We start from the raw sequence: 18,081 nt of genomic DNA on the forward strand, positions 1-18,081 counted from the left end.
TGTTATTAAGGGGTTAAGCAATAGTGAAGATGTATAGCGACCAAAGAGCAGAAAAGTGAAAGAGTGTCGGGATAGTTAATGACAATAAGCAGCAAATAATCGCTTTTTTCTCAATGTCACTTTTCCAGCACTGTTCTGATTTATCAGTTATTCTTGTGGACTTTTTTTGTTGGACAAAAGGCATGATCGAAGCGCCTGCGGAACAACTTGATATTATCTATCAGGATCAATGGCTGGTGGCTATCAACAAACCCTCCGGCTTGCTGGTGCACCGCTCCATGATTGATCGTCATGAAACCCGCTTTGCCATTCAGCTATTGAGGGATCAGATCGGTCAACCAGTGTTTCCCCTTCACCGACTGGATAAACCAACGTCTGGAGTGCTTGTGTTTGCTCTGTCGTCCGAAGTTGCCAAACGGGCAGGTGAGCAGTTTCAGGAAGGCCGTATCAGTAAAATTTATCATGCCATTGTCAGGGGCTATGTGCCTGAGTCCGGTGTGATTGACCACCCGTTGAAGGAAAAACTGGATAAAATAGCCGATCGCAAGGCACGCCAGGATAAACCTGCCCAGGAAGCGGTCACCGAATATCGTCGGCTGGCGACGGTTGAGTTGCCAATAGCCATTGATCGATACCCATGCAGCCGCTATTCGCTGGTGGAGGCAAAGCCCGGAACCGGTCGCAAGCACCAGATTCGTCGGCATTTAAAGCATATTGCCCATCCTGTTATTGGTGATGCAAAACACGGCAAGGGAAACCATAATCGGTATTTTGCCGAGAACTTTGCTGCGGGCCGATTACTGCTGCACTGTTCTCTCATGGCAATGAGCCACCCGGTTACCGGTAAGCCCATCACTTTTTATGCACCTATGGATAGTGTGTTTGATCAACTTTTGCAGCGATTTGGCTGGACAATGCCAAATCTCACGGTATAAATGCCCTTTTTTGACCGGATTGAGGTATACCAATGAAAAAAATAATGTCTGGAATGCTGGTGTCACTGGCCATTCTTCTGGCTGGTTGTGCATCAACCCAGGAGTCACAGCAGGTTAATGCAGAAAAGCCGGAAGCCGTCGTAACCCGTCAGTTTACCGGTTCCACCATGACCCCGGATCCAGTTATGCAGCAAGTTATGGCGTTGAGCAAACAAGGTGTCCTGAAGGATGTTCGCATGACCCGCTCTATTCCTGCCCGGATCACCGCAACAGGACCTGAGAATGTTCTGGCTTGCATCGCTACGGAAGAAAGCCGCTGGCTGGAAGAGCACCAGGAGTGTGAGTTCATGGCAGAAGAAACCTGTACCGAGCTGGGTGGTGAATTCAGCCCTTGCGCATCATCCTGTCGAAATGATCCGGACGCCATGGTGTGCAATTTGATGTGTGTACAAGTCTGTAAGTTTTAATCCATCGATCTCGCAAAGTCATCTGGTTGGTTTTGCGAGCGACCTTTCTCTTTCCTTAAATTTCCCCTTGAAGTGTTTGTCTGACCTCAGTCCTGCTGATGGATAGGTGTTTTTACGAGTTTGATTAAATATTATCCAATAAATATCCTATTTATGAATTTTTCTTAAATTTCTGAATTTAATGGGTAATAATTAAAGCTGCGGTTTGTTTCTCAGCCTTGTACCCGATAAATACCTATTATATTTTAGTCGTATTGTATGAAAACACTGCAGCATTTATCCGGTTATGTCTTCAGCAGTTATCAGCTGGGTCTGTTCAGGCAACTGGGAGAGTTCAGAGGCCGCCAGCTGGTCACTATTCGTCAGCAGCCGGAGGTTCTGGATACGCTCCGTCAGGTTGCGGTACTGGAGTCTGTGGAATACAGCAGCCGGTTGGATGGCATTGTCGCTTCCAGAGAGCTGGTTCGTAAGCTGGTGCACCGGGAATACCGTCCGACTGCACCGGTTGAGAGGCAGGTTGCCGGCTACCGGGATGGCCTGGAGATTGTGGTTGAGCCGGGCGAACACATGACCCTGTCGGTTAGCCTTATCCGCCAGCTGCATGCCATGTTATATGCCCATGTGCCCCACGAAGGCGGACGCTGGCGGGTTACCAATAAAGAGATTGTTGAGCGGGACAGCAAGGGGCAGAGAATTGGTGTTCTATATCGAACCATGCCCGCCAGGGCCATTGCCGGAGCCATGGATGAGCTGGTTGCCTATTACGATGAAGGGCTTCAGCACCAGGTTGAGCCCCTGTTACTGATACCAACTGTTGTACTGGATTTTCTCTGTATTCACCCTTTCAGCGATGGCAATGCCCGTATCGCCTGGTTGATCATGGCGATGATGTTGGCGCTTAACGGTTATCAGGTGGCCCAGCTGATTAGCCTTGAGCGGGTTCTGGTAAAGCATGAACAGGCCTATAAAAGGGCGTTACAGCTGAGTGTAAAAGGCTGGCATGAAGGGCAACACAATCCGATGCCATGGATCGATTTTTTCCTGAATACCCTGATTCGTGCTTACGAAGAACTGGAAGATAAAATTCATACTTTGCAGTGGCAGGGCAGTCGCGCGCCCAAATCGCAGCTGGTAAGGATGGCCATTGAGCAGACCAGTCATGCTTTTTCCATTGCGGATATTTGCCTGCAAATCCCCACGGTCAGTCGGGAACTGGTCAAAAAGGTGGTTCAGCAGATGCGCACTGAAGGCTTGCTGGAGCCAGTAGGCAGAGGGCGTGGTGCCCAGTGGCAAAAGTGTAATAACCCCTGACCGGGCAGGGTGAGAACAGCGAAGGAAAGTAAATCAGTAGAGAAATCACCTCTTATGAGCGTGGTTTCTTCTATGCCTCTTCCTGATCTGAACGTGTTCTGTAAACCCTAAAGCTCCTCTTTTTCAAACACAAAGATGCCGTCCTGCAAGGAAACTCGGCCTCCGTCATATCGAGCAGCATTCCAGTCTATTGTTGAGCCGTAGTTGGTTTGCAGGTATTGATAAAGTGCAACATTATTTTGATCAGCAAGGTAATGAATGAGCGTTTTTCCGGAACATTTGTCCTGATGATTGGGATCTGCACCATACTTAATCAGCAAATCAACAACCGGGAATTGACCTACCTTGACAGGATTATGTTGGCTTACAAAAAAAAGAAGGCTATTTAACCCCCCATTGCATGTTTCTGCATTGAGAACGGCGGGCAAGCTGCTCTGTTCGATACGTTGAAGTATCAGGTTAAGCGTTTCTATCGTCCCGTACTGGCAAGCAAAATGAATGGCTGTTCTACCGCTTCCCTCATGTATTAAGACAGATGCACCATTTTCAAGTAAAAAACTGATCATCGGCAGGTCATTATTACAGATCGCAACATGTAATGGTGTTTGTCCTAAATGATTTTGTTGATTTAAATCACTGTTAAAATGTTGGGGTAAGGCATTTTTCCATAATTGAGCCACTGGCAGTTTTTCATGCACCGCTGCCATATGTAAAAGAACATCCCCATCTTTATCAGGATATTCCCCAATTAAGGTCAGTAACTGTAACTGAGTGTTTACAGGTAATTTAGGTGGGCATTCAGCGGGATATAAAGCTCTTTGGAGTAAAGTACGCTGGTGAGATTCATCCCTCTCGGCTTGATGACAGGATGTCGTAATGCTTGCCAGTCGCTCTTCCAGACCTGCACCACTATTGGCATCACTGGTAGAGAGATATCTATTTTCGTTAGTGGGGGCAGGTGAGAGCGGTTTTGCCTTGGTATCCAAAATATCCTCCTCAATTTTAGACACGTTAAAACCGTTTAGACCAATATCAGAGTCGATAGTTTCAGAAGGTGTGATTATAAATAGTTAACCAAATGAAATCGTATTTTCTGTTTTCCCGGATCAGCACCTTAACCGGAGCTGACCCGGGGAGCCATTTAAAGCATCCGATGCAGAACATCATGCTCAGGCTTATCGAAGTAACGATGTTTAATGGTGGCCAGAATGTGCAGTGCCACAATGCCCAACAGAACATAGGGAATAATGACGTGGATATCGTGGAGTCGGCCCGCCAGCTCAGGATTCTTTTCCAGGAAGCTGGGCATGACCAGGTTGAACAGCGGCACCTTACGACCGGCAGCGTCAGACATCAGGTAGCCACTCACCGGTACCAGGAACATAAAGAGGTAGAGGAGCCAGTGTACCAGTGTTCCAAGTTTTTTCTGATAAGTGGGCATGCTGTCCGGTAGTTTCGGAATCTTGCTGGCCCAGCGAATCACCAGACGGGCGAACAGCAGGAAGATCACCAGAACACCGAAGGATTTATGTAAGTGGTAAATGTCGTATTTGTAGCTGACGTTATCTTCCAGGCCGACCATATACCAGCCCGCACCAATGATGCCCAAAATAAGAAGACCGACAGTCCAGTGCATCAGGCGCATGAGTACGGGGTATTTATCAGAGTTGCTCATCGGTTTGCCCTGCTTTTTTTAGTTAAAAGATATCATAATTTATTATAGTGTTTCGGTGCTATAGATATGAGGTTGTATCAAAGCGTAACCGTTGCTCAATCATCCTGGTTGAGTCTTTTCGCTTCAGGCAAGGAACTTTGTGATGTCAATCTGGGACTAACGAGTAGGCAAATAATGTCAGATCTTTGCTTATGAATATTGTCTCAACAACACCATTGCAAGCCTGTGGTGACGTTTCAGAAAACGCTTTTGACCAGTCCATCGATAAGCCTGATGATGCCAAACAGTTCAGAGGATTTGGTGCTGTCCTCAGATCCGGGGTCACGTCTATATTGCAACGGACCGGAGCGGATGACCAACTCTGGCTTCAACAGGCACAGGAAGGAGGCAATCGCCTCATGACTCGCCTGATGTCTGCGGCACCCGTTGTTTATTCCTTGCTGGTCATCAATAGCCTGCCCACCGCCAACGGGTGTGAATGGGGGCCTTCAGGCTCACGAAATGGAACACTATCGGCGATTCCTGGCCTGGGTTATGACAAACCGGAAGTGGAATGGGTCGATGTGGCAAGCGATATTGTTTTGTATGGTGGATGTGCGACGCTGCTTGCCAGCCACATTGTCAGATTCGCAGCACGGCTGTATGCCGGTAAACAGTCAAATGAGCAGACGCTGGAACCCGGTCGTATGGAAAATAATTTCAAGGAGCTGGCGAAAAAAATGCTCCGTACAGAGGCCAGTGAAGTGGTGAAATCCCTGGTCCTGGTGGCAAGTGTCGTCGGTATTATTGATTATCTGAAAACGAAAATTGATAAAGAACGTCCCTATGTCCTGAATCCTGACTATATCCATGGGAACTTATGCATGGATCCGGATGATTTCAAGGCCCTGCCCTCGGGGCATGCGTCAGTTTCGGCTATTGTCTGGTCGCAGGTTGTCCTTAACATTATAGATACTGCGGCGCTGTCTTCCTCTGCCTTCAAGCGCTTGCTGTCAAAAATGGCAGTCTTCTCAAACCAGCCGCTTTCTTCACCGGCCGGGAAGAGACTTATTGCCTTTGCAGGTGCCATGGGTTTTGGAACCCTGGCTGGAGCATTAAGGGTTCTGGCGGCCAAACATGATGTTCTTGATGTGTCTGTCGGCGCGGGTATAGGTATCATTGCCGCTGCTTGCTCCCCATATATTCGCAGTGGTGTTTTTAACCATGTTGCTGTATTGGATAAAAATACCGGATATTACTATGACGATGACGTGTATAGTCGACCTGTTGAAGCAGGGGGGGCGATGCAGGATAGGGATAATCAAGAGGCAGAGGCGATGGTGTGATGGGATTGATAATACAATCACCATCTTGATTGGAAGGCTGGCAAATTTCAGGAACCAGCAAACCTTTCATATGACCAGATGAAAGCGGATCACAATACATCTTGTGACCCGCTCCCGTATACTCCAGCCGATGTTATCAACCTCAGGGCAATCACCCTTCCAGCTTGCTGGCGATGTTCTCAATCGCGGCCGGGTACTGCACATTGATGTCTTCATTGGAACCGACGCTCAGACCGAGATCCCTGACCAGACCATCTTTCAAACCATAAACCCAGCTGTTTACGGTCAGTTTCTGGCCACGATCCCAGGCATCCTGAACGATGGTTGTCTGACAGACGTTCAGCACCTGTTCCAGAACGTTCAGTTCACACATTCTCTGAAACTGGTCATCATCACTGCCAGCATTCTCAAGCAGCTCAGTGTGCTTCTTCTTAACGTCCTGCACATGCCTGAGCCAGTTATCGATCAGTCCCAGTTTGGAGTTGTTCATGGCTTCGCGCACACCGCCACAGCCGTAATGCCCCGTCACAATAATGTGCTCTACCTTCAGGTAGTCCACAGCATATTGAAGGACTGACAGACAGTTCAGGTCGGTATGAACCACCACATTGGCCACGTTTCGGTGCACAAACAGTTCGCCCGGAAGAAGGCCGACGATTTCGTTGGCAGGTACCCGACTGTCGGCACACCCGATCCAGAGATACTTGGGTGCCTGCTGCTCAGAGAGTTGTTCAAAAAAGCCGGGCTTTTCTTCACGAATGGACTTGGACCATTGGTTATTGTTTTCAAGGAGGTTTGCCAGACTGGACATAGTTTCCTGATCCATAATTCGGTTCCATAACTGGAAAACGTTATAGCAACTCCGCTCTGGCAAAACCAGTACTCAAATGTAAGAGGTTTGTAACCGGGGCATTCGGTAGCGATGTTCCAGATTAGTGCAAGCGCTTGGGTGCAGTGGATGTAGCCGCACCGTTGTTGCCATCTCTGAAGTTTTCTTACGGGCTTAATAAGGCAAGGTATTTGCTCGGCAGAATAAGCTAACACTATTAAATTCAGCTGGTTATCAAGTTTTCTGGTATTTGGCATGTTTTCTGCTCAACCACCGGCAGTAGATCTCTGTGCGTTGACTGATACCGGAAAAGAGTGATGCCTGATTACGGTGATCACAGTTCAAGGCAGAGAGGTCAGTTATCCAGGGGAGGGGAATAATGAAGTGGTTAAAGCCTTTTAAGAAGGCATCGGTTCAGCAGGTTGCCAGGTTAAGTAAGGTTGCTGCCATCAGTGCCGTTATGGGGGTGAGTGCTTTCACCGGGCAAGCCAGTGCCAAGGCAGACTTTGAGCTTGGCTATCCGGAAAAGGAAGAGCTGACCATTGGCTTTATCAAGCTGACCGATATGGCACCCATTGCCATTGCTTACGAGAAGGGCTTTTTTGAAGATGAAGGACTCTATGTCACCATCGAAGCCCAGGCAAACTGGAAGGTGCTGCTTGATGGCGTGATTGACGGGCGTCTGGATGGTGCCCATATGCTGGCTGGACAGCCTCTGGCGGCCACCATGGGCTTTGGTACCAAGGCCAATATCATTACGCCATTCTCGATGGATCTGAATGGTAACGGGATTACGGTGTCCAACGAGATCTGGGCCCAGATGAAACCCAATATTCCAAAAATGGCCGATGGTCGACCTCAGCACCCGATCAAGGCGGATGCCTTGAAACCGGTTGTTGAGAAATTCCAGTCTGAAGGCAAGCCATTTAATATGGGGATGGTTTTTCCAGTCTCTACCCACAATTATGAACTTCGCTACTGGTTGGCCGCCGGTGGTATTCACCCCGGGTTTTATGCGCCTCATAAAGGGGATACTTCTGGCCAGATTGATGCCGATGCCCTGCTCTCCGTTACACCACCACCACAGATGCCATCCACCATGGAGGCTGGCACTATCTATGGTTACTGTGTCGGCGAACCCTGGAATCAGCAGGCGGTCTTCAAGAATATCGGCGTGCCGGTGGTGACCGATTATGAGATCTGGAAAAACAACCCGGAGAAGGTGTTCGGGATTACCGAGGAGTTTTATAACAAGTACCCCAATACCACCATACGTCTGACACGGGCCCTGATCCGTGCAGCCCAGTGGCTGGATGCCAACGATAATGCCAACCGGCCTGAGGCGGTGAAAATCCTGTCACAATCCAACTATGTTGGTGCTGACTATGAAGTCATCGCCAACAGCATGACCGGCACCTTTGAGTACGAGAAAGGCGACAAACGACCGGTAGAAGATTTCAATGTGTTCTTCCGTTACAACGCTACTTACCCCTATTACTCCGATGCGATCTGGTATCTCACCCAGATGCGCCGCTGGGGGCAGATTTCAGAAGACAAGAGCGATGAGTGGTACAAGGAGCTGGCGGCCAAAGTGTACCGTCCGGATATCTATGAAAAAGCAGCACTGTCGCTGGTGGATGAAGCGCTGGTGAAGCTGCAGGACTTTCCGGACTTTGAGTCAGAAGATGGGTTCCGTGATCCACAGACACACTTTATCGACAACCTGGTCTACAACGGCAAAAAGCCAAACGACTACATCAACCAGTTCAACATCGGTCTGAAGCAGGGTGACAGGATTTGATCCTGTTGCCTCTCTTTGAGGGAAGATAAGGAGAGTGGATTATGACGGATGCCTCCGTTGTCAGTCAGTCAGTGAATGAGGGCAAGTCATCACCGTTGTCTTTTCTTGCCGGGCTGGGCATTGCGGTGAATCCCGGTAAAGTGTTCAGCACGGTACTGATGCCTATCATTGGCATCGTTGTCTTTCTGCTGATCTGGTCGGGCGCTGCGCGGAATATTGATACCTCCCTGGGCAAATTTCCCGGTCCGGTGGTGGTGTGGGAGCAGTTTGGCTCTCTCTACCAGGAACATGTCACCGAACGGGAAAAGGCAGAAGCCTTCTATCAGCGGCAGGAAAAACGCAATGCTGCCCGTGTCGCCAAAGACCCTGACTATGTTCCGAAAATCCGGGCCTATACCGGCAAGGAAACCTTTCTTGACCAGATCGCTACCAGCCTGGTCACCGTGATGAGTGGTTTTTTGCTGGCAGCCCTGGTTGCCATACCTCTTGGTATCGCCATCGGTCTTAATAAAACCCTGAATGCCGCGGTGAACCCGATCATTCAGATATTCAAACCGGTTTCACCCCTGGCTTGGCTGCCGCTGGTGACCATGGTTGTCAGTGCACTCTACATCAGCCCTGATCCTTTGGTAGCCAAGTCTTTTTTAAATTCGATGATCACCGTGATGCTCTGCTGTCTGTGGCCCATGGTGATTAACACGTCGGTGGGTGTCTCTTCCCTGGACCGTGACTTGATAAACGTCAGTCGTGTATTGCGACTGCCTGCCCTGAAACACGTTCAGAAAATTGTACTGCCCGCATCGGTACCGATGATTTTTACTGGCATGCGACTCTCCCTGGGGGTGGCCTGGATGGTGCTGATTGCGGCAGAAATGCTGGCTCAGAACCCCGGGCTGGGCAAATTTGTCTGGGATGAGTTTCAAAATGGCAGCTCAAACTCGCTGGCACGCATTATGGTTGCCGTGATCGTCATTGGTGTGATTGGCTTTGGCCTTGATCGTGCCATGCTGGCCATCCAGCGTTTTGCCTCCTGGGATAAAAGCAAAGCCACTCATTAATAAAGGGAACCCTGCTCATGAGTACACTGCTGGATATCAGTCATATCGATATGGTGTTTGATACACCGAAAGGCCCTTTTACCGCACTCAAAGGGGTTGACCTGAAAATTGCCAAAGGGGAGTTTGTCTCGTTGATTGGCCATTCAGGCTGCGGTAAATCAACGGTATTGAATATCGTCGCGGGACTTCTGCAGGCCAGCAGTGGTGGTGTCATTTTAAATGGCCGGGAGGTGTCCGAGCCCGGCCCGGACCGGGCGGTGGTTTTTCAGAACCACTCACTCCTGCCCTGGCTGACCGCTTACCAAAATGTTGAGCTGGCGGTAAAACAGGTGTTTGGCCGTACCAAAGGCAAGGCAGAGATCAAAGAGTGGATTGAGCATAACCTTCAGCTGGTGCATATGGATCACGCCATGCATAAGCGCCCGGATGAAATCAGTGGTGGTATGAAACAGCGGGTGGGTATTGCCAGAGCACTGGCCATGCAGCCGGAAATCCTGTTGATGGACGAACCCTTTGGTGCCCTGGATGCCCTGACCCGCGCCCACATGCAGGACTCCCTGATGGAAATCCAGCAGGAGCTGAATAACACGGTCATCATGATCACCCATGATGTAGATGAAGCGGTTCTGTTGTCCGACCGTATTGTGATGATGAGCAATGGCCCTGCTGCAACGGTGGGCGAGATTCTCGAGATCAACCTGGAAAGGCCCCGTGGCCGGTTGGAGCTGGCACAGGATCCGGAATATACACGACTGCGTTCCGAAGTATTGAAATTCCTGTATGAGAAGCAAAGAAAGGTTGAGCCCATGGTTAAACCCAGGGTCAGGAAAAAAGTGCAGGAAAGCAGGCAGCATGAAGCTGCCTGAGCTAAACAGAGTCACTCTCCGGCTTGGCACCCAACTGCACAAGATATTCATAAAGATCATCAATCACGTCTTGTAACTCTTGCTTCACCTTTTCGGGAGTTTTGGCAGATGGTTCTGTTGGCTGCTGTGTGGACGCTGATGCTGTGGGGTTTTGGCCAATGGTACTGAGCTCATGCTCCCATGGCGCACAAGAGCGATCACTATAATGACGAAGGTCTTGCATGCTCTGACTTTCGGCACTGACTTGTGCCGGTTGACAGTGTTGATTTGATAAGTGAGGGGAACTGTGCGACCTGGGTTGACATGTCTGGGTCTGTTGTTCTGCTATTTTCCCTTCAAAAAATAATGTTTTGTCTTTGACTTTTTTCACTGAATCTTCAGCAGCCGAATGTGTTGTCGATGGTTTCTGACGGACTGAAACTTCCGGATCTGAATGCCGGGATGCTCGCAAAGACGCTAAAGATTTTGATGGATCATGATCTCCCCTGGTCTGACTATCCGGGAGCATTTTTTCCGGCTCTTCTCTTCGCAAACTCCTGTTCAGTGCTTGTACTTCTGACTGGTTTTCTGATGACGGTCGGTGATCAGGAAAAGAGGTTGATTGGTCAACAGAGAAAGGTATTGGTGACGATCGGTCCATGGAACAACCTTGTTGGGCAAATTTAAAGAAGTTACCCATGAAAGAGACATCAATCTGATCGTGGTGTTCATGCCGCAGTGAGAATAATTTTTGCTAAATTACCGATGGCTATTAACGACTCTCGTTAATAGCCATCAGCATGGGCTATCTATAGCGGTTTACCTGATCCCGTAATTCCATCGCTGCGTTCCTTGCGGCTTCAGCAAAGTCATCGCCACCACTGGCATAAATAATGCCACGGGAAGAGTTCACAATAATTCCCTGGCCTTTGCTGTTCAGGCCATTTTTAACGGTTGCTTCCACATCGCCGCCCTGAGCGCCAAGGCCCGGCACCAGGAACGTCATATCTCCGGTAATGTCCCGAATACGCTTTAGCTCCGTTGGGTTTGTGGCACCCACAACCAGCAGGATATTGTTATGCTTATTCCACTGCTCCTGACACATCCGGGCAATCACTTCATACAGCATGGCGGACTCACCATTGGCCTGGTGAACCGACAGGTTCTGAATAGCTGCAGCACCAGGGTTAGAGGTACGGCACAGAACCACCGTTCCCTTATCGGCATAGCTTGAAAATGGCTCTATGGTATCAATCCCCATATAGGGGTTTACGGTCACTGCATCGGCCTGATAACGCTCAAAGGCTTCAATGGCGTACTGGCTGGCAGTGCTGCCAATATCACCACGCTTGGAGTCGAGAATAACCGGGATAGCCGGATATTGAGTACGAATGTAATCAATGGTTATGGCCAGCTGATCTTCAGCACCATGGGCATGATAATAGGCCGCCTGGGGCTTATAGCAACAGACCAGGTCGGCGGTTGCATCAATAATGGCTTTATTGAATGCAAAGATGGGCTTGTCCATCGCCTGAATAGCGGCAGGAAAGTGTTCGGGTGAAGGGTCAAGGCCAACGCACAACAGTGTGTTATTTTTCTCCATGGCAGCCTGAACCCGATCAAGAAACCCCATTGTTAACCTCAGCGTTAGGTAAAAAGTGCTGAGCGGGGAGTCTAGCAGTATCCGTTACCTTTATACATGCTTTGGTGGGGCTGAAGGCGTGAAAGCCATTACCCCATTTTCACATGCTTTGGATGTTCCCTGACCCGTTTAAGCCAGGCCGTGATAAAAGGAAAATCAGTCAGGCCATACCCGCCCTCCGGTGCAATATGCGTGTAGCCATACAGGCTGATATCGGCGATGGTCATCTGGTCACCAACCAGCCAGTCATGATGCTCCAGGTGCGTCTCCATTACCTGGAGTGCTTTGTAGCCACTGGCTTTCTTGGCCTGCAGAGCAGCCTCATGCTTTTTGGGTCTGCCAAGGAATTTCACGATAAACCTGGCCGTTGCAATATAAGGCTCGTGACTGTATTGCTCAAAAAACTGCCACTGGAGAACTTTTGCCCTGAGGAAAGGGTCTGAAGGGAGATAGTCAGTGCCGTCAGCCAGAAAGTTAAGAATGGCATTGGACTCCCACAGGTAACTCCCGTCGGGTAATGCCATGACCGGAATCTTGCCATTGGGGTTCATGGCCAGAAACTCATCGGTATGCGTTCCGCCACCCAGAATATTGGTGTGCTCCCACTCACAGTCAATATCCAGGTGGCTCATCAGCAGCTTGATCTTGTAGCAGTTGCCGGACAGGGCATCTCCGTAAACTTTGTACACAGGCTTCCTCCTGTTTGCCAAAATTTTGTCCGACATTGGTACTCTTTATTCGAAGGCGGTGCAAGTCTATTTTGTGGAAGAAGAATGGGGCGATAAGCTTCCCTTTTGCTACGCAGACAGGTAAACGACATTATTCATGTTCTATCCACAGTGAGCATTCAAATGCCACTCTCGATAGAATGCAGGCTTTCTATAAAATTCCAGGGTGTATGGTAATGATCGATAGCGATGATTTGATGAGTGGTGAGGCTATCATCGAAATAGTTGAAAACCAGCTGGCGGAAAATAACCCGCCAAGGGTAAAGGAGACCCTGATGAGGCTGATGCTGGAAGGTATTGAGCGGGAAGAAGCCATTCAGTACATCGCCTGCGCCCTGTGTGTTGAGCTGCTGGACGTGGTTAATCATCAGGCGGCGTTCAATGAACAGCGGTATAACACTAATCTGGATGCTTTGCCGGAAATGCCGTGGGCTGAAGATCTGTAAGTAGTAGGGCCGCCTGTTCTCGGTCAGCCTCCTGGTACACGGCTCAATGGAATTGATGGGCTCCTTCCTTGACCTCTAAACTCCGTTCGCCTTGAGCGGAGTCGAAAGGCGTAAACTCCATACCCTGAATATTATTTGTCACCAGCTGGCTGATTTCATGAGCATGCTTTCGTTATTGAACAGGCATGAATGCCATGAAAATTAACCTGCACGACAGTTTTATACGGGCTACACTGCTGATTTAAAGTCGCTGTTAAACATGAGTCATGTTTTATGAATGAGTATTCATCCTTGCTGTTACACAGCATAGAACTGGCAAGGCAAAGTGCTGATCATGGCCAGCTGCCATTTTCAGCACTGCTTGCACAGGAAGGTCGTGTAGTCATAGAGGCGGGAAATACGTCCATTGCCGATAATGATGTGACCCGGCATTCAGTGATGAATCTGATTTCCAGGGCTCATCAGATACTCTCTCAGCATGAACTGGAACAGTGCACACTGTTCACAAATTCTGAGCCCTGTGCCATGTGTTCTGGCGCTATTTACTGGGCAGGCATCTCTAAAGTCGTATTTGGTTGCAGTGGCAAAACGCTCCAGCAAATATCAGGACAGTCTATTGATATAGATTGCCATGAGATTTTTAAATGCTGTCACCCGACCATCGATGTTGTTGGCCCGTTTGAAGAAGAGCGAGCCTCCGAGCTGATCATGGAGTTCTGGCCGCACCCGTCATAAAAGTATTACTGCCTGTCTCTTGCTTGCCATTCTTATCATCCAAAAGTTTTTATTATTCCTTCCGCCACAAAAAACTCTGCTGATCTCAATCGGCTGACTTTCCCGGGTCAAGTGAGTTTGGATGGTAATAATACTTATAAAATGGTAAAAATGTGCACGAATTCACATTTTTTGCGGATTGGCTAAGGTTACTTTGATTTACTGATGATGCCAAAACCAGATTTTTTCGTGCAATGGATAATTTGCTGCTCCCTGAGCCGAAGATTACCCGTCATCCAGCAGTAGCCACGTTTCAACTAACAACAAGAATTAAAGTGCATACAACCAACAAAGAAACCACTTATAACAATAAGCAGGCTTCTCTCTACCCATGGTTCTGGCATGCCCTTGCTCCTTATTGGCGTGTCTACAGGGATGTGCTGCTGGCCAGTTTGCTGGTCAATCTCTTTGCCCTGGTATCCCCTCTGTTTGTTATGAATGTATACGACAGGGTTGTACCTAACCAGGCATTTGAAACGCTGTGGATGCTGGCAACCGGCGTTGTCCTTGCGTTCTTTTTTGAGGCCGTTATTCGACTGATCCGATCCCGCTATATTGATCTGGCTGGACGACAGGTTGATCTTACCCTGTCTTCCCGCTTAATGGATCGCCTGTTAGGGCTGAAGCTATCCAGTCGCCCCGGCAGTGCGGGTCATCTTATGAATCAGCTGGCCGAGTTTGACAGCGTTCGCTCTTTTATTACCTCGACAACGGTCATGGCGTTCATCGATTTGCCGTTTGTTGTGCTGTTTCTTGGGCTGGTGGTCTGGCTGGGTGGCTGGCTGGTAATCATTCCGGTCGTTTGCATTGGTATTGCCCTGACCGTAGCCTGGCTGCTGAACAGGCCTCTTCAGTCCGTTATTGTCCGGCAACAGGGGGCTTCAGCCCAGCGGCAGAACTTTTTAATGGAGCTGTTACTCGGGCTGATTTCGGTGAAGAGCTGTAATGTTGAAAGCCAGAATCAGAAACAGTGGAGCAAAATGAACCGGGAGGTTGCTGATGCCTCGCTTAAAATACGTCATCTGCAGACCATTACCGGCCAGGTCACCACATTAATGCTTCAGCTGAACACTGTTGCACTGGTTATATCCGGTGTTTATCTCATCAGTGTGGGTGATCTTTCCATGGGCGGGTTAATCGCCATCATGATGATTTCCGGTCGCTGTGCTGCCCCTGTCTCACAGGTGATTGGCTTATTGAACCAGTATGAAAAAACGGTGCAGGCACTGGATCATACCGGGCAGATCATGAACCTTCCCCAGGAGTATCCAGAGGAGCGCAAACTGCTCCGGCCTGATAGGTTTCAGGGGCATTTTTATATCAATAATATGTCGTTTGCCTATCCGAATGCTCCTGACCTGTTGAGTGATATAAATCTGCAGATTCCGGCGGGAACCAGGCTGGCCGTTCTCGGGCGGATGGGTTCTGGAAAAAGCACGTTCCTGCAACTGCTGATGGGGCTCCGGGAGCCTAGCAAAGGGTTGATTGGTGTCGATGGTATGGATCTTCGTCAGATTGATCCGAACTGGTTTCGCCGTCATGTAGGCTATGTTGGGCAACGCACAGAACTGTTTAACGCGTCATTGCGTGACAACATCACCATGCACCGTGAAGGGATCAGCGACAGCGATATTGTGCGAGCACTGGAGCAGTCCGGTTTGCAGGACATTATCCAGGCGGGCAGTGCAGGCCTGGATTTTATGGTGGGTGAGGGCGGACGGCATCTGTCCGGTGGTCAGGCTCAGGCTGTTGGCCTGGCACGGGCCCTGGTGACAAACCCGCTGGCCATTATTATGGATGAGCCTTCCAGTGCCATGGACTCACAGGCAGAGGCGCGTTTTCGCCAGCTACTTCTGGAACTGAAAGAGACCACTGTCATACTGGTGACACACAAAATGAATCTGCTGGATGCGATGGACCATATTGTGGTGCTTGATCAGGGAAAAATCAGTGTCAGTGGCAGTACCAATGATGTGCTTAGAGGGGCGAACAAGGCTCAACATTCTGCACCGAAGACCGCAGAGGAGGTTGTGACTTGAAATGAGTGACCTCACCAACCATCAAGGCTCTGGCTGGCATGCTGCCAGCGAGGCGGAAATCAATAAAATCACCAGGGGAAGCCGCCCACTGATCATGACAGTTGCCCTTTGTCTTCTGACTTTTATCCTCTGGGCAGGCTGGTGTGAGCTGGACGAGATTACCCGTGGAGAAGGCAAAGTGATTCCTTCCAGCCAGGTGCAGAATGTCCAGAATATGGAGGGTGGTATTGTTGATGATATTCTGGTTTCTGAAGGTGAACTGGTGGAACAGGGGCAGGTGCTGATGGTGATGGACGACACCCGGTTTACCTCCACCCGCCAGGGCCAGCTGGCTAACCGTCATGCATTGATGGCCAGAAGGGCTCGTTTGCTGGCAGAAGTGGAAGGCGGAGAGCCGGTCATGCCTGAGCTTTTGACTGCGAACGTGCCGGTGCTTGCCGACCGCGAGAAGGAACTCTTTCATCATCGTCAGCTGGAACTGGGCAGTAGTATTGGTGTTTATCAGCAACAGCTGACCCAGCAGAAGAAACAGACACTTGAGACAAAAGCTCAGCGAGAGATGCTGGCACGCCGTTTTGCGTTGCTGGATGAAGAACTCCAGCTTGCCCGTGATCTATCTGCAGAAGGCGCAGTGTCCAGAGTCGAAGTGCTCCGTCTTGAACGACAGGTCAGTGATACCCGGGGTGAAAAACTCATTGCCGAGAAAAATCTGGAGCGGATCGCTGCACAACAGGAAGAGACACAACAACGAATTAATGAGGCACGGCTGAACTTCGTCAATAAAGCGCGAGTAGAGTTAAACGAAACCCTTGCCCAACTGCATGAACTCAGCGCAAAAGAAACCGCCGTCAGTGACCAGGTTGAACGTACCCGGGTCAAGGCACCAATGAAAGGCGTGGTAAAGCAGATTCTTGTCAACACCGAAGGCGGTGTTGTCCAGCCAGGTATGGTAATGATGGAGCTTATCCCCGTAGACGACACTCTTGAGGTCGAAGCCAGAATCCGGCCACAGGATATTGCCTTTCTGCACCCGGGCCAGAAAGCCACGGTTCGCTTTACCGCCTATGACTTTACTATCCACGGCGGCCTTGATGGAGAACTGACGCATATCAGTGCCGACACCATCACGGATGAACAGGGCGAAAGCTTTTATCTGGCGAGAATCAAAACCGACAAGAGCCACCTGGGCAATGAAGGTGATAACAGCCGCCCCGTTATCGTCGGGATGGTTGCCTCAGTAGATATTTTAACCGGCAAGAAAACACTCCTTGAGTACCTGTTAAAGCCGGTGTTGAGAGCCAGACAGCTGGCCTTTAGCGAACGATAAAAATTTTGATCTGATAACTGACACAGGGCCGGAGTTGCCCGGGAACAATAAAAAGGAGCCAGTCGTGGACACTATTCAGGAAGCTACTGCCAGTAAATCTGCCGGATCCATTCACTTTGCCATTGGCAAGGTTGAGGCCATTACCCCTGACGGAAATCGTCGTGTACTTCAGGCTGGTGATGTCGTCTACCCAAACGAAACAGTCATAACCGGAGCCGACGGGTTTATTCATATCGACCTGTTTGATGGCCAGGTGCTTGAACTGAGCAATAATGATGAGTTCAGCTTTACCGCCTTCTATCAGGATTTCCTGCCAGACGATGCAGAAATAGAAATAGAAGCGGAACAGTTTGAACTTCCGGATACTCCTCTACCCGCAACAGGCCAGCCCGATGGTCAGGGTAATTCAGGTTTTGGCAGCCAGACTATTCTCGATCTCAGTGGTATTCAGGTGGATCCGGAGGCGGGTTTTGATACTTTTGAGGCAGATAATCTTCTGCTGGTTCAAACAACAGAAGAGCAGCTCATTGATCTTGACAGCATAATCTCTAATCCAACTATTGATCTTCGTTTCACCAGCGACAGCGGCGAGGCCAGCAGCGACAACCTGACCAATGCAAAACGCCCGACCTTCGACCTGGGCCAGATCGACAGTGACCAGAGCAAGGTGGAAGTGTTTAACGACGGCACCAAGCTGGGTGATGCGGTCAACGACGGCAATGGCAACTGGACCTTCACGCCGGGCAGCGACTTGGCGGACGGGGACTACAGCCTGACGGTGAAAGTGACCGACGGGGCGGGCAACGAGGCGAGCTCCGCGCCGCTGGCGGTGACGATCGACACCACGATCAGCAAGCCGGTGATCGACCTGCGCGAGGC

The 18,081-nt window shown here is 49.7% G+C and carries 18 protein-coding genes; 12 read left to right on the forward strand and 6 right to left on the reverse strand.

The features are described 5' to 3' along the window. Window positions 1-182: 182 nt before the first annotated feature. The 3 genes from truC to J7439_RS19075 all read left to right on the forward strand — a co-directional run bounded on the left by truC (window position 183) and on the right by J7439_RS19075 (window position 2,713). Window positions 183-935 (forward strand): tRNA pseudouridine(65) synthase TruC, encoded by a 753-nt coding sequence (gene truC, locus J7439_RS19065; RefSeq protein ID WP_209203537.1) that lies wholly within the window; start codon window positions 183-185, stop codon window positions 933-935. A 32-nt stretch (window positions 936-967) separates the two neighbouring features. Beyond that, window positions 968-1,402 carry a YajG family lipoprotein gene (locus J7439_RS19070; protein ID WP_209203538.1) on the forward strand — a complete coding sequence of 145 codons (435 nt, stop codon included), beginning with the start codon at window positions 968-970 and terminating at the stop codon, window positions 1,400-1,402. Window positions 1,403-1,660: 258 nt separating this feature from the next. Continuing rightward, window positions 1,661-2,713, forward strand: coding sequence for a Fic family protein (locus tag J7439_RS19075; RefSeq protein WP_209203539.1), 1,053 nt, complete (start codon window positions 1,661-1,663; stop codon window positions 2,711-2,713). A gap of 107 nt (window positions 2,714-2,820) precedes the next feature. On the opposite strand, the gene J7439_RS19080 is transcribed toward J7439_RS19075, so the two are convergent. Together J7439_RS19080 and J7439_RS19085 are read right to left on the reverse strand one after the other, a co-directional pair. After that, window positions 2,821-3,699: an ankyrin repeat domain-containing protein gene (locus tag J7439_RS19080; protein ID WP_209203540.1), complete on the reverse strand. Its 879-nt coding sequence runs from the start codon at window positions 3,697-3,699 to the stop codon at window positions 2,821-2,823. A 155-nt stretch (window positions 3,700-3,854) separates the two neighbouring features. Then, entirely contained in the window at window positions 3,855-4,388 is a 534-nt protein-coding gene (locus J7439_RS19085; RefSeq protein ID WP_209203541.1) for a cytochrome b, read from the reverse strand. 191 nt (window positions 4,389-4,579) lie between these two features. Between J7439_RS19085 and J7439_RS19090 the strand changes: the two genes are divergently transcribed. After that, entirely contained in the window at window positions 4,580-5,713 is a 1,134-nt protein-coding gene (locus J7439_RS19090) for a phosphatase PAP2 family protein (RefSeq protein WP_209203542.1), read from the forward strand. A gap of 151 nt (window positions 5,714-5,864) precedes the next feature. Here the strand turns inward: J7439_RS19090 and can are convergent, their stop codons facing one another. After that, window positions 5,865-6,524, reverse strand: a complete 660-nt coding sequence (gene can / locus J7439_RS19095) for a carbonate dehydratase (RefSeq protein ID WP_209203557.1) — start codon at window positions 6,522-6,524, stop codon at window positions 5,865-5,867. A gap of 478 nt (window positions 6,525-7,002) precedes the next feature. Between can and J7439_RS19100 the strand changes: the two genes are divergently transcribed. From J7439_RS19100 to J7439_RS19110, 3 genes are all read left to right on the forward strand, one after another. Then, a complete protein-coding gene (locus tag J7439_RS19100) occupies window positions 7,003-8,343 on the forward strand; it encodes a CmpA/NrtA family ABC transporter substrate-binding protein (RefSeq protein ID WP_353623085.1) in 1,341 nt (446 codons plus the stop codon). A 158-nt stretch (window positions 8,344-8,501) separates the two neighbouring features. Further along, a complete protein-coding gene (locus J7439_RS19105) occupies window positions 8,502-9,401 on the forward strand; it encodes an ABC transporter permease (RefSeq protein ID WP_353623086.1) in 900 nt (299 codons plus the stop codon). A 17-nt stretch (window positions 9,402-9,418) separates the two neighbouring features. Next, on the forward strand, window positions 9,419-10,267 hold the full coding sequence (locus J7439_RS19110; RefSeq protein ID WP_209203545.1) for an ABC transporter ATP-binding protein: 849 nt from the start codon (window positions 9,419-9,421) through the stop codon (window positions 10,265-10,267). A 1-nt stretch (window position 10,268) separates the two neighbouring features. Here J7439_RS19110 and J7439_RS19115 read toward each other — a convergent pair whose 3' ends face one another. The 3 genes from J7439_RS19115 to J7439_RS19125 all read right to left on the reverse strand — a co-directional run bounded on the left by J7439_RS19115 (window position 10,269) and on the right by J7439_RS19125 (window position 12,577). Continuing rightward, window positions 10,269-10,907, reverse strand: coding sequence for a hypothetical protein (locus J7439_RS19115; RefSeq protein WP_209203546.1), 639 nt, complete (start codon window positions 10,905-10,907; stop codon window positions 10,269-10,271). 144 nt (window positions 10,908-11,051) lie between these two features. Further along, on the reverse strand, window positions 11,052-11,879 hold the full coding sequence (gene pyrF / locus J7439_RS19120) for an orotidine-5'-phosphate decarboxylase (RefSeq protein WP_209203547.1): 828 nt from the start codon (window positions 11,877-11,879) through the stop codon (window positions 11,052-11,054). 98 nt (window positions 11,880-11,977) lie between these two features. Beyond that, on the reverse strand, window positions 11,978-12,577 hold the full coding sequence (locus tag J7439_RS19125) for a glutathione S-transferase family protein (protein WP_209203548.1): 600 nt from the start codon (window positions 12,575-12,577) through the stop codon (window positions 11,978-11,980). 215 nt (window positions 12,578-12,792) lie between these two features. On the opposite strand from J7439_RS19125, the gene J7439_RS19130 reads away from it, so the two are divergent. From J7439_RS19130 to J7439_RS19150, 5 genes are all read left to right on the forward strand, one after another. Continuing rightward, complete coding sequence (locus J7439_RS19130; protein WP_209203549.1) at window positions 12,793-13,062, forward strand: hypothetical protein; 270 nt, start codon at window positions 12,793-12,795, stop codon at window positions 13,060-13,062. A gap of 273 nt (window positions 13,063-13,335) precedes the next feature. Further along, window positions 13,336-13,797 carry a nucleoside deaminase gene (locus J7439_RS19135; RefSeq protein WP_209203550.1) on the forward strand — a complete coding sequence of 154 codons (462 nt, stop codon included), beginning with the start codon at window positions 13,336-13,338 and terminating at the stop codon, window positions 13,795-13,797. Window positions 13,798-14,030: 233 nt separating this feature from the next. After that, complete coding sequence (locus J7439_RS19140) at window positions 14,031-15,875, forward strand: type I secretion system permease/ATPase (protein ID WP_209203551.1); 1,845 nt, start codon at window positions 14,031-14,033, stop codon at window positions 15,873-15,875. A 1-nt stretch (window position 15,876) separates the two neighbouring features. Beyond that, a complete protein-coding gene (locus J7439_RS19145; RefSeq protein ID WP_209203552.1) occupies window positions 15,877-17,202 on the forward strand; it encodes an HlyD family type I secretion periplasmic adaptor subunit in 1,326 nt (441 codons plus the stop codon). A 64-nt stretch (window positions 17,203-17,266) separates the two neighbouring features. Beyond that, window positions 17,267-18,081, forward strand: an 815-nt coding sequence (locus tag J7439_RS19150; protein ID WP_209203553.1) for an Ig-like domain-containing protein, incomplete at its 3' end; no start/stop codon positions are given.

Source organism: Salinisphaera sp. G21_0 (assembly GCF_017744115.1).
GTDB lineage: Bacteria > Pseudomonadota > Gammaproteobacteria > Pseudomonadales > Endozoicomonadaceae > Endozoicomonas.

Bases quoted from the DNA above. Each gene is read 5' to 3' on its own strand.
- J7439_RS19085 (WP_209203541.1), bottom strand. From the start codon at position 4,388: ATGAGCAACTCTGATAAATACCCCGTACTCATGCGCCTGATGCACTGG.
- truC (WP_209203537.1), top strand. From the start codon at position 183: ATGATCGAAGCGCCTGCGGAACAACTTGATATTATCTATCAGGATCAA.
- J7439_RS19105 (WP_353623086.1), top strand. From the start codon at position 8,502: ATGCCTATCATTGGCATCGTTGTCTTTCTGCTGATCTGGTCGGGCGCT.
- J7439_RS19115 (WP_209203546.1), bottom strand. From the start codon at position 10,907: ATGGACCGATCGTCACCAATACCTTTCTCTGTTGACCAATCAACCTCT.
- can (WP_209203557.1), bottom strand. From the start codon at position 6,524: ATGTCCAGTCTGGCAAACCTCCTTGAAAACAATAACCAATGGTCCAAG.
- J7439_RS19070 (WP_209203538.1), top strand. From the start codon at position 968: ATGAAAAAAATAATGTCTGGAATGCTGGTGTCACTGGCCATTCTTCTG.
- J7439_RS19140 (WP_209203551.1), top strand. From the start codon at position 14,031: ATGGATAATTTGCTGCTCCCTGAGCCGAAGATTACCCGTCATCCAGCA.
- J7439_RS19100 (WP_353623085.1), top strand. From the start codon at position 7,003: ATGGGGGTGAGTGCTTTCACCGGGCAAGCCAGTGCCAAGGCAGACTTT.
- pyrF (WP_209203547.1), bottom strand. From the start codon at position 11,879: ATGGGGTTTCTTGATCGGGTTCAGGCTGCCATGGAGAAAAATAACACA.
- J7439_RS19130 (WP_209203549.1), top strand. From the start codon at position 12,793: ATGATCGATAGCGATGATTTGATGAGTGGTGAGGCTATCATCGAAATA.
- J7439_RS19090 (WP_209203542.1), top strand. From the start codon at position 4,580: ATGAATATTGTCTCAACAACACCATTGCAAGCCTGTGGTGACGTTTCA.
- J7439_RS19110 (WP_209203545.1), top strand. From the start codon at position 9,419: ATGAGTACACTGCTGGATATCAGTCATATCGATATGGTGTTTGATACA.
- J7439_RS19135 (WP_209203550.1), top strand. From the start codon at position 13,336: ATGAATGAGTATTCATCCTTGCTGTTACACAGCATAGAACTGGCAAGG.
- J7439_RS19075 (WP_209203539.1), top strand. From the start codon at position 1,661: ATGAAAACACTGCAGCATTTATCCGGTTATGTCTTCAGCAGTTATCAG.
- J7439_RS19145 (WP_209203552.1), top strand. From the start codon at position 15,877: ATGAGTGACCTCACCAACCATCAAGGCTCTGGCTGGCATGCTGCCAGC.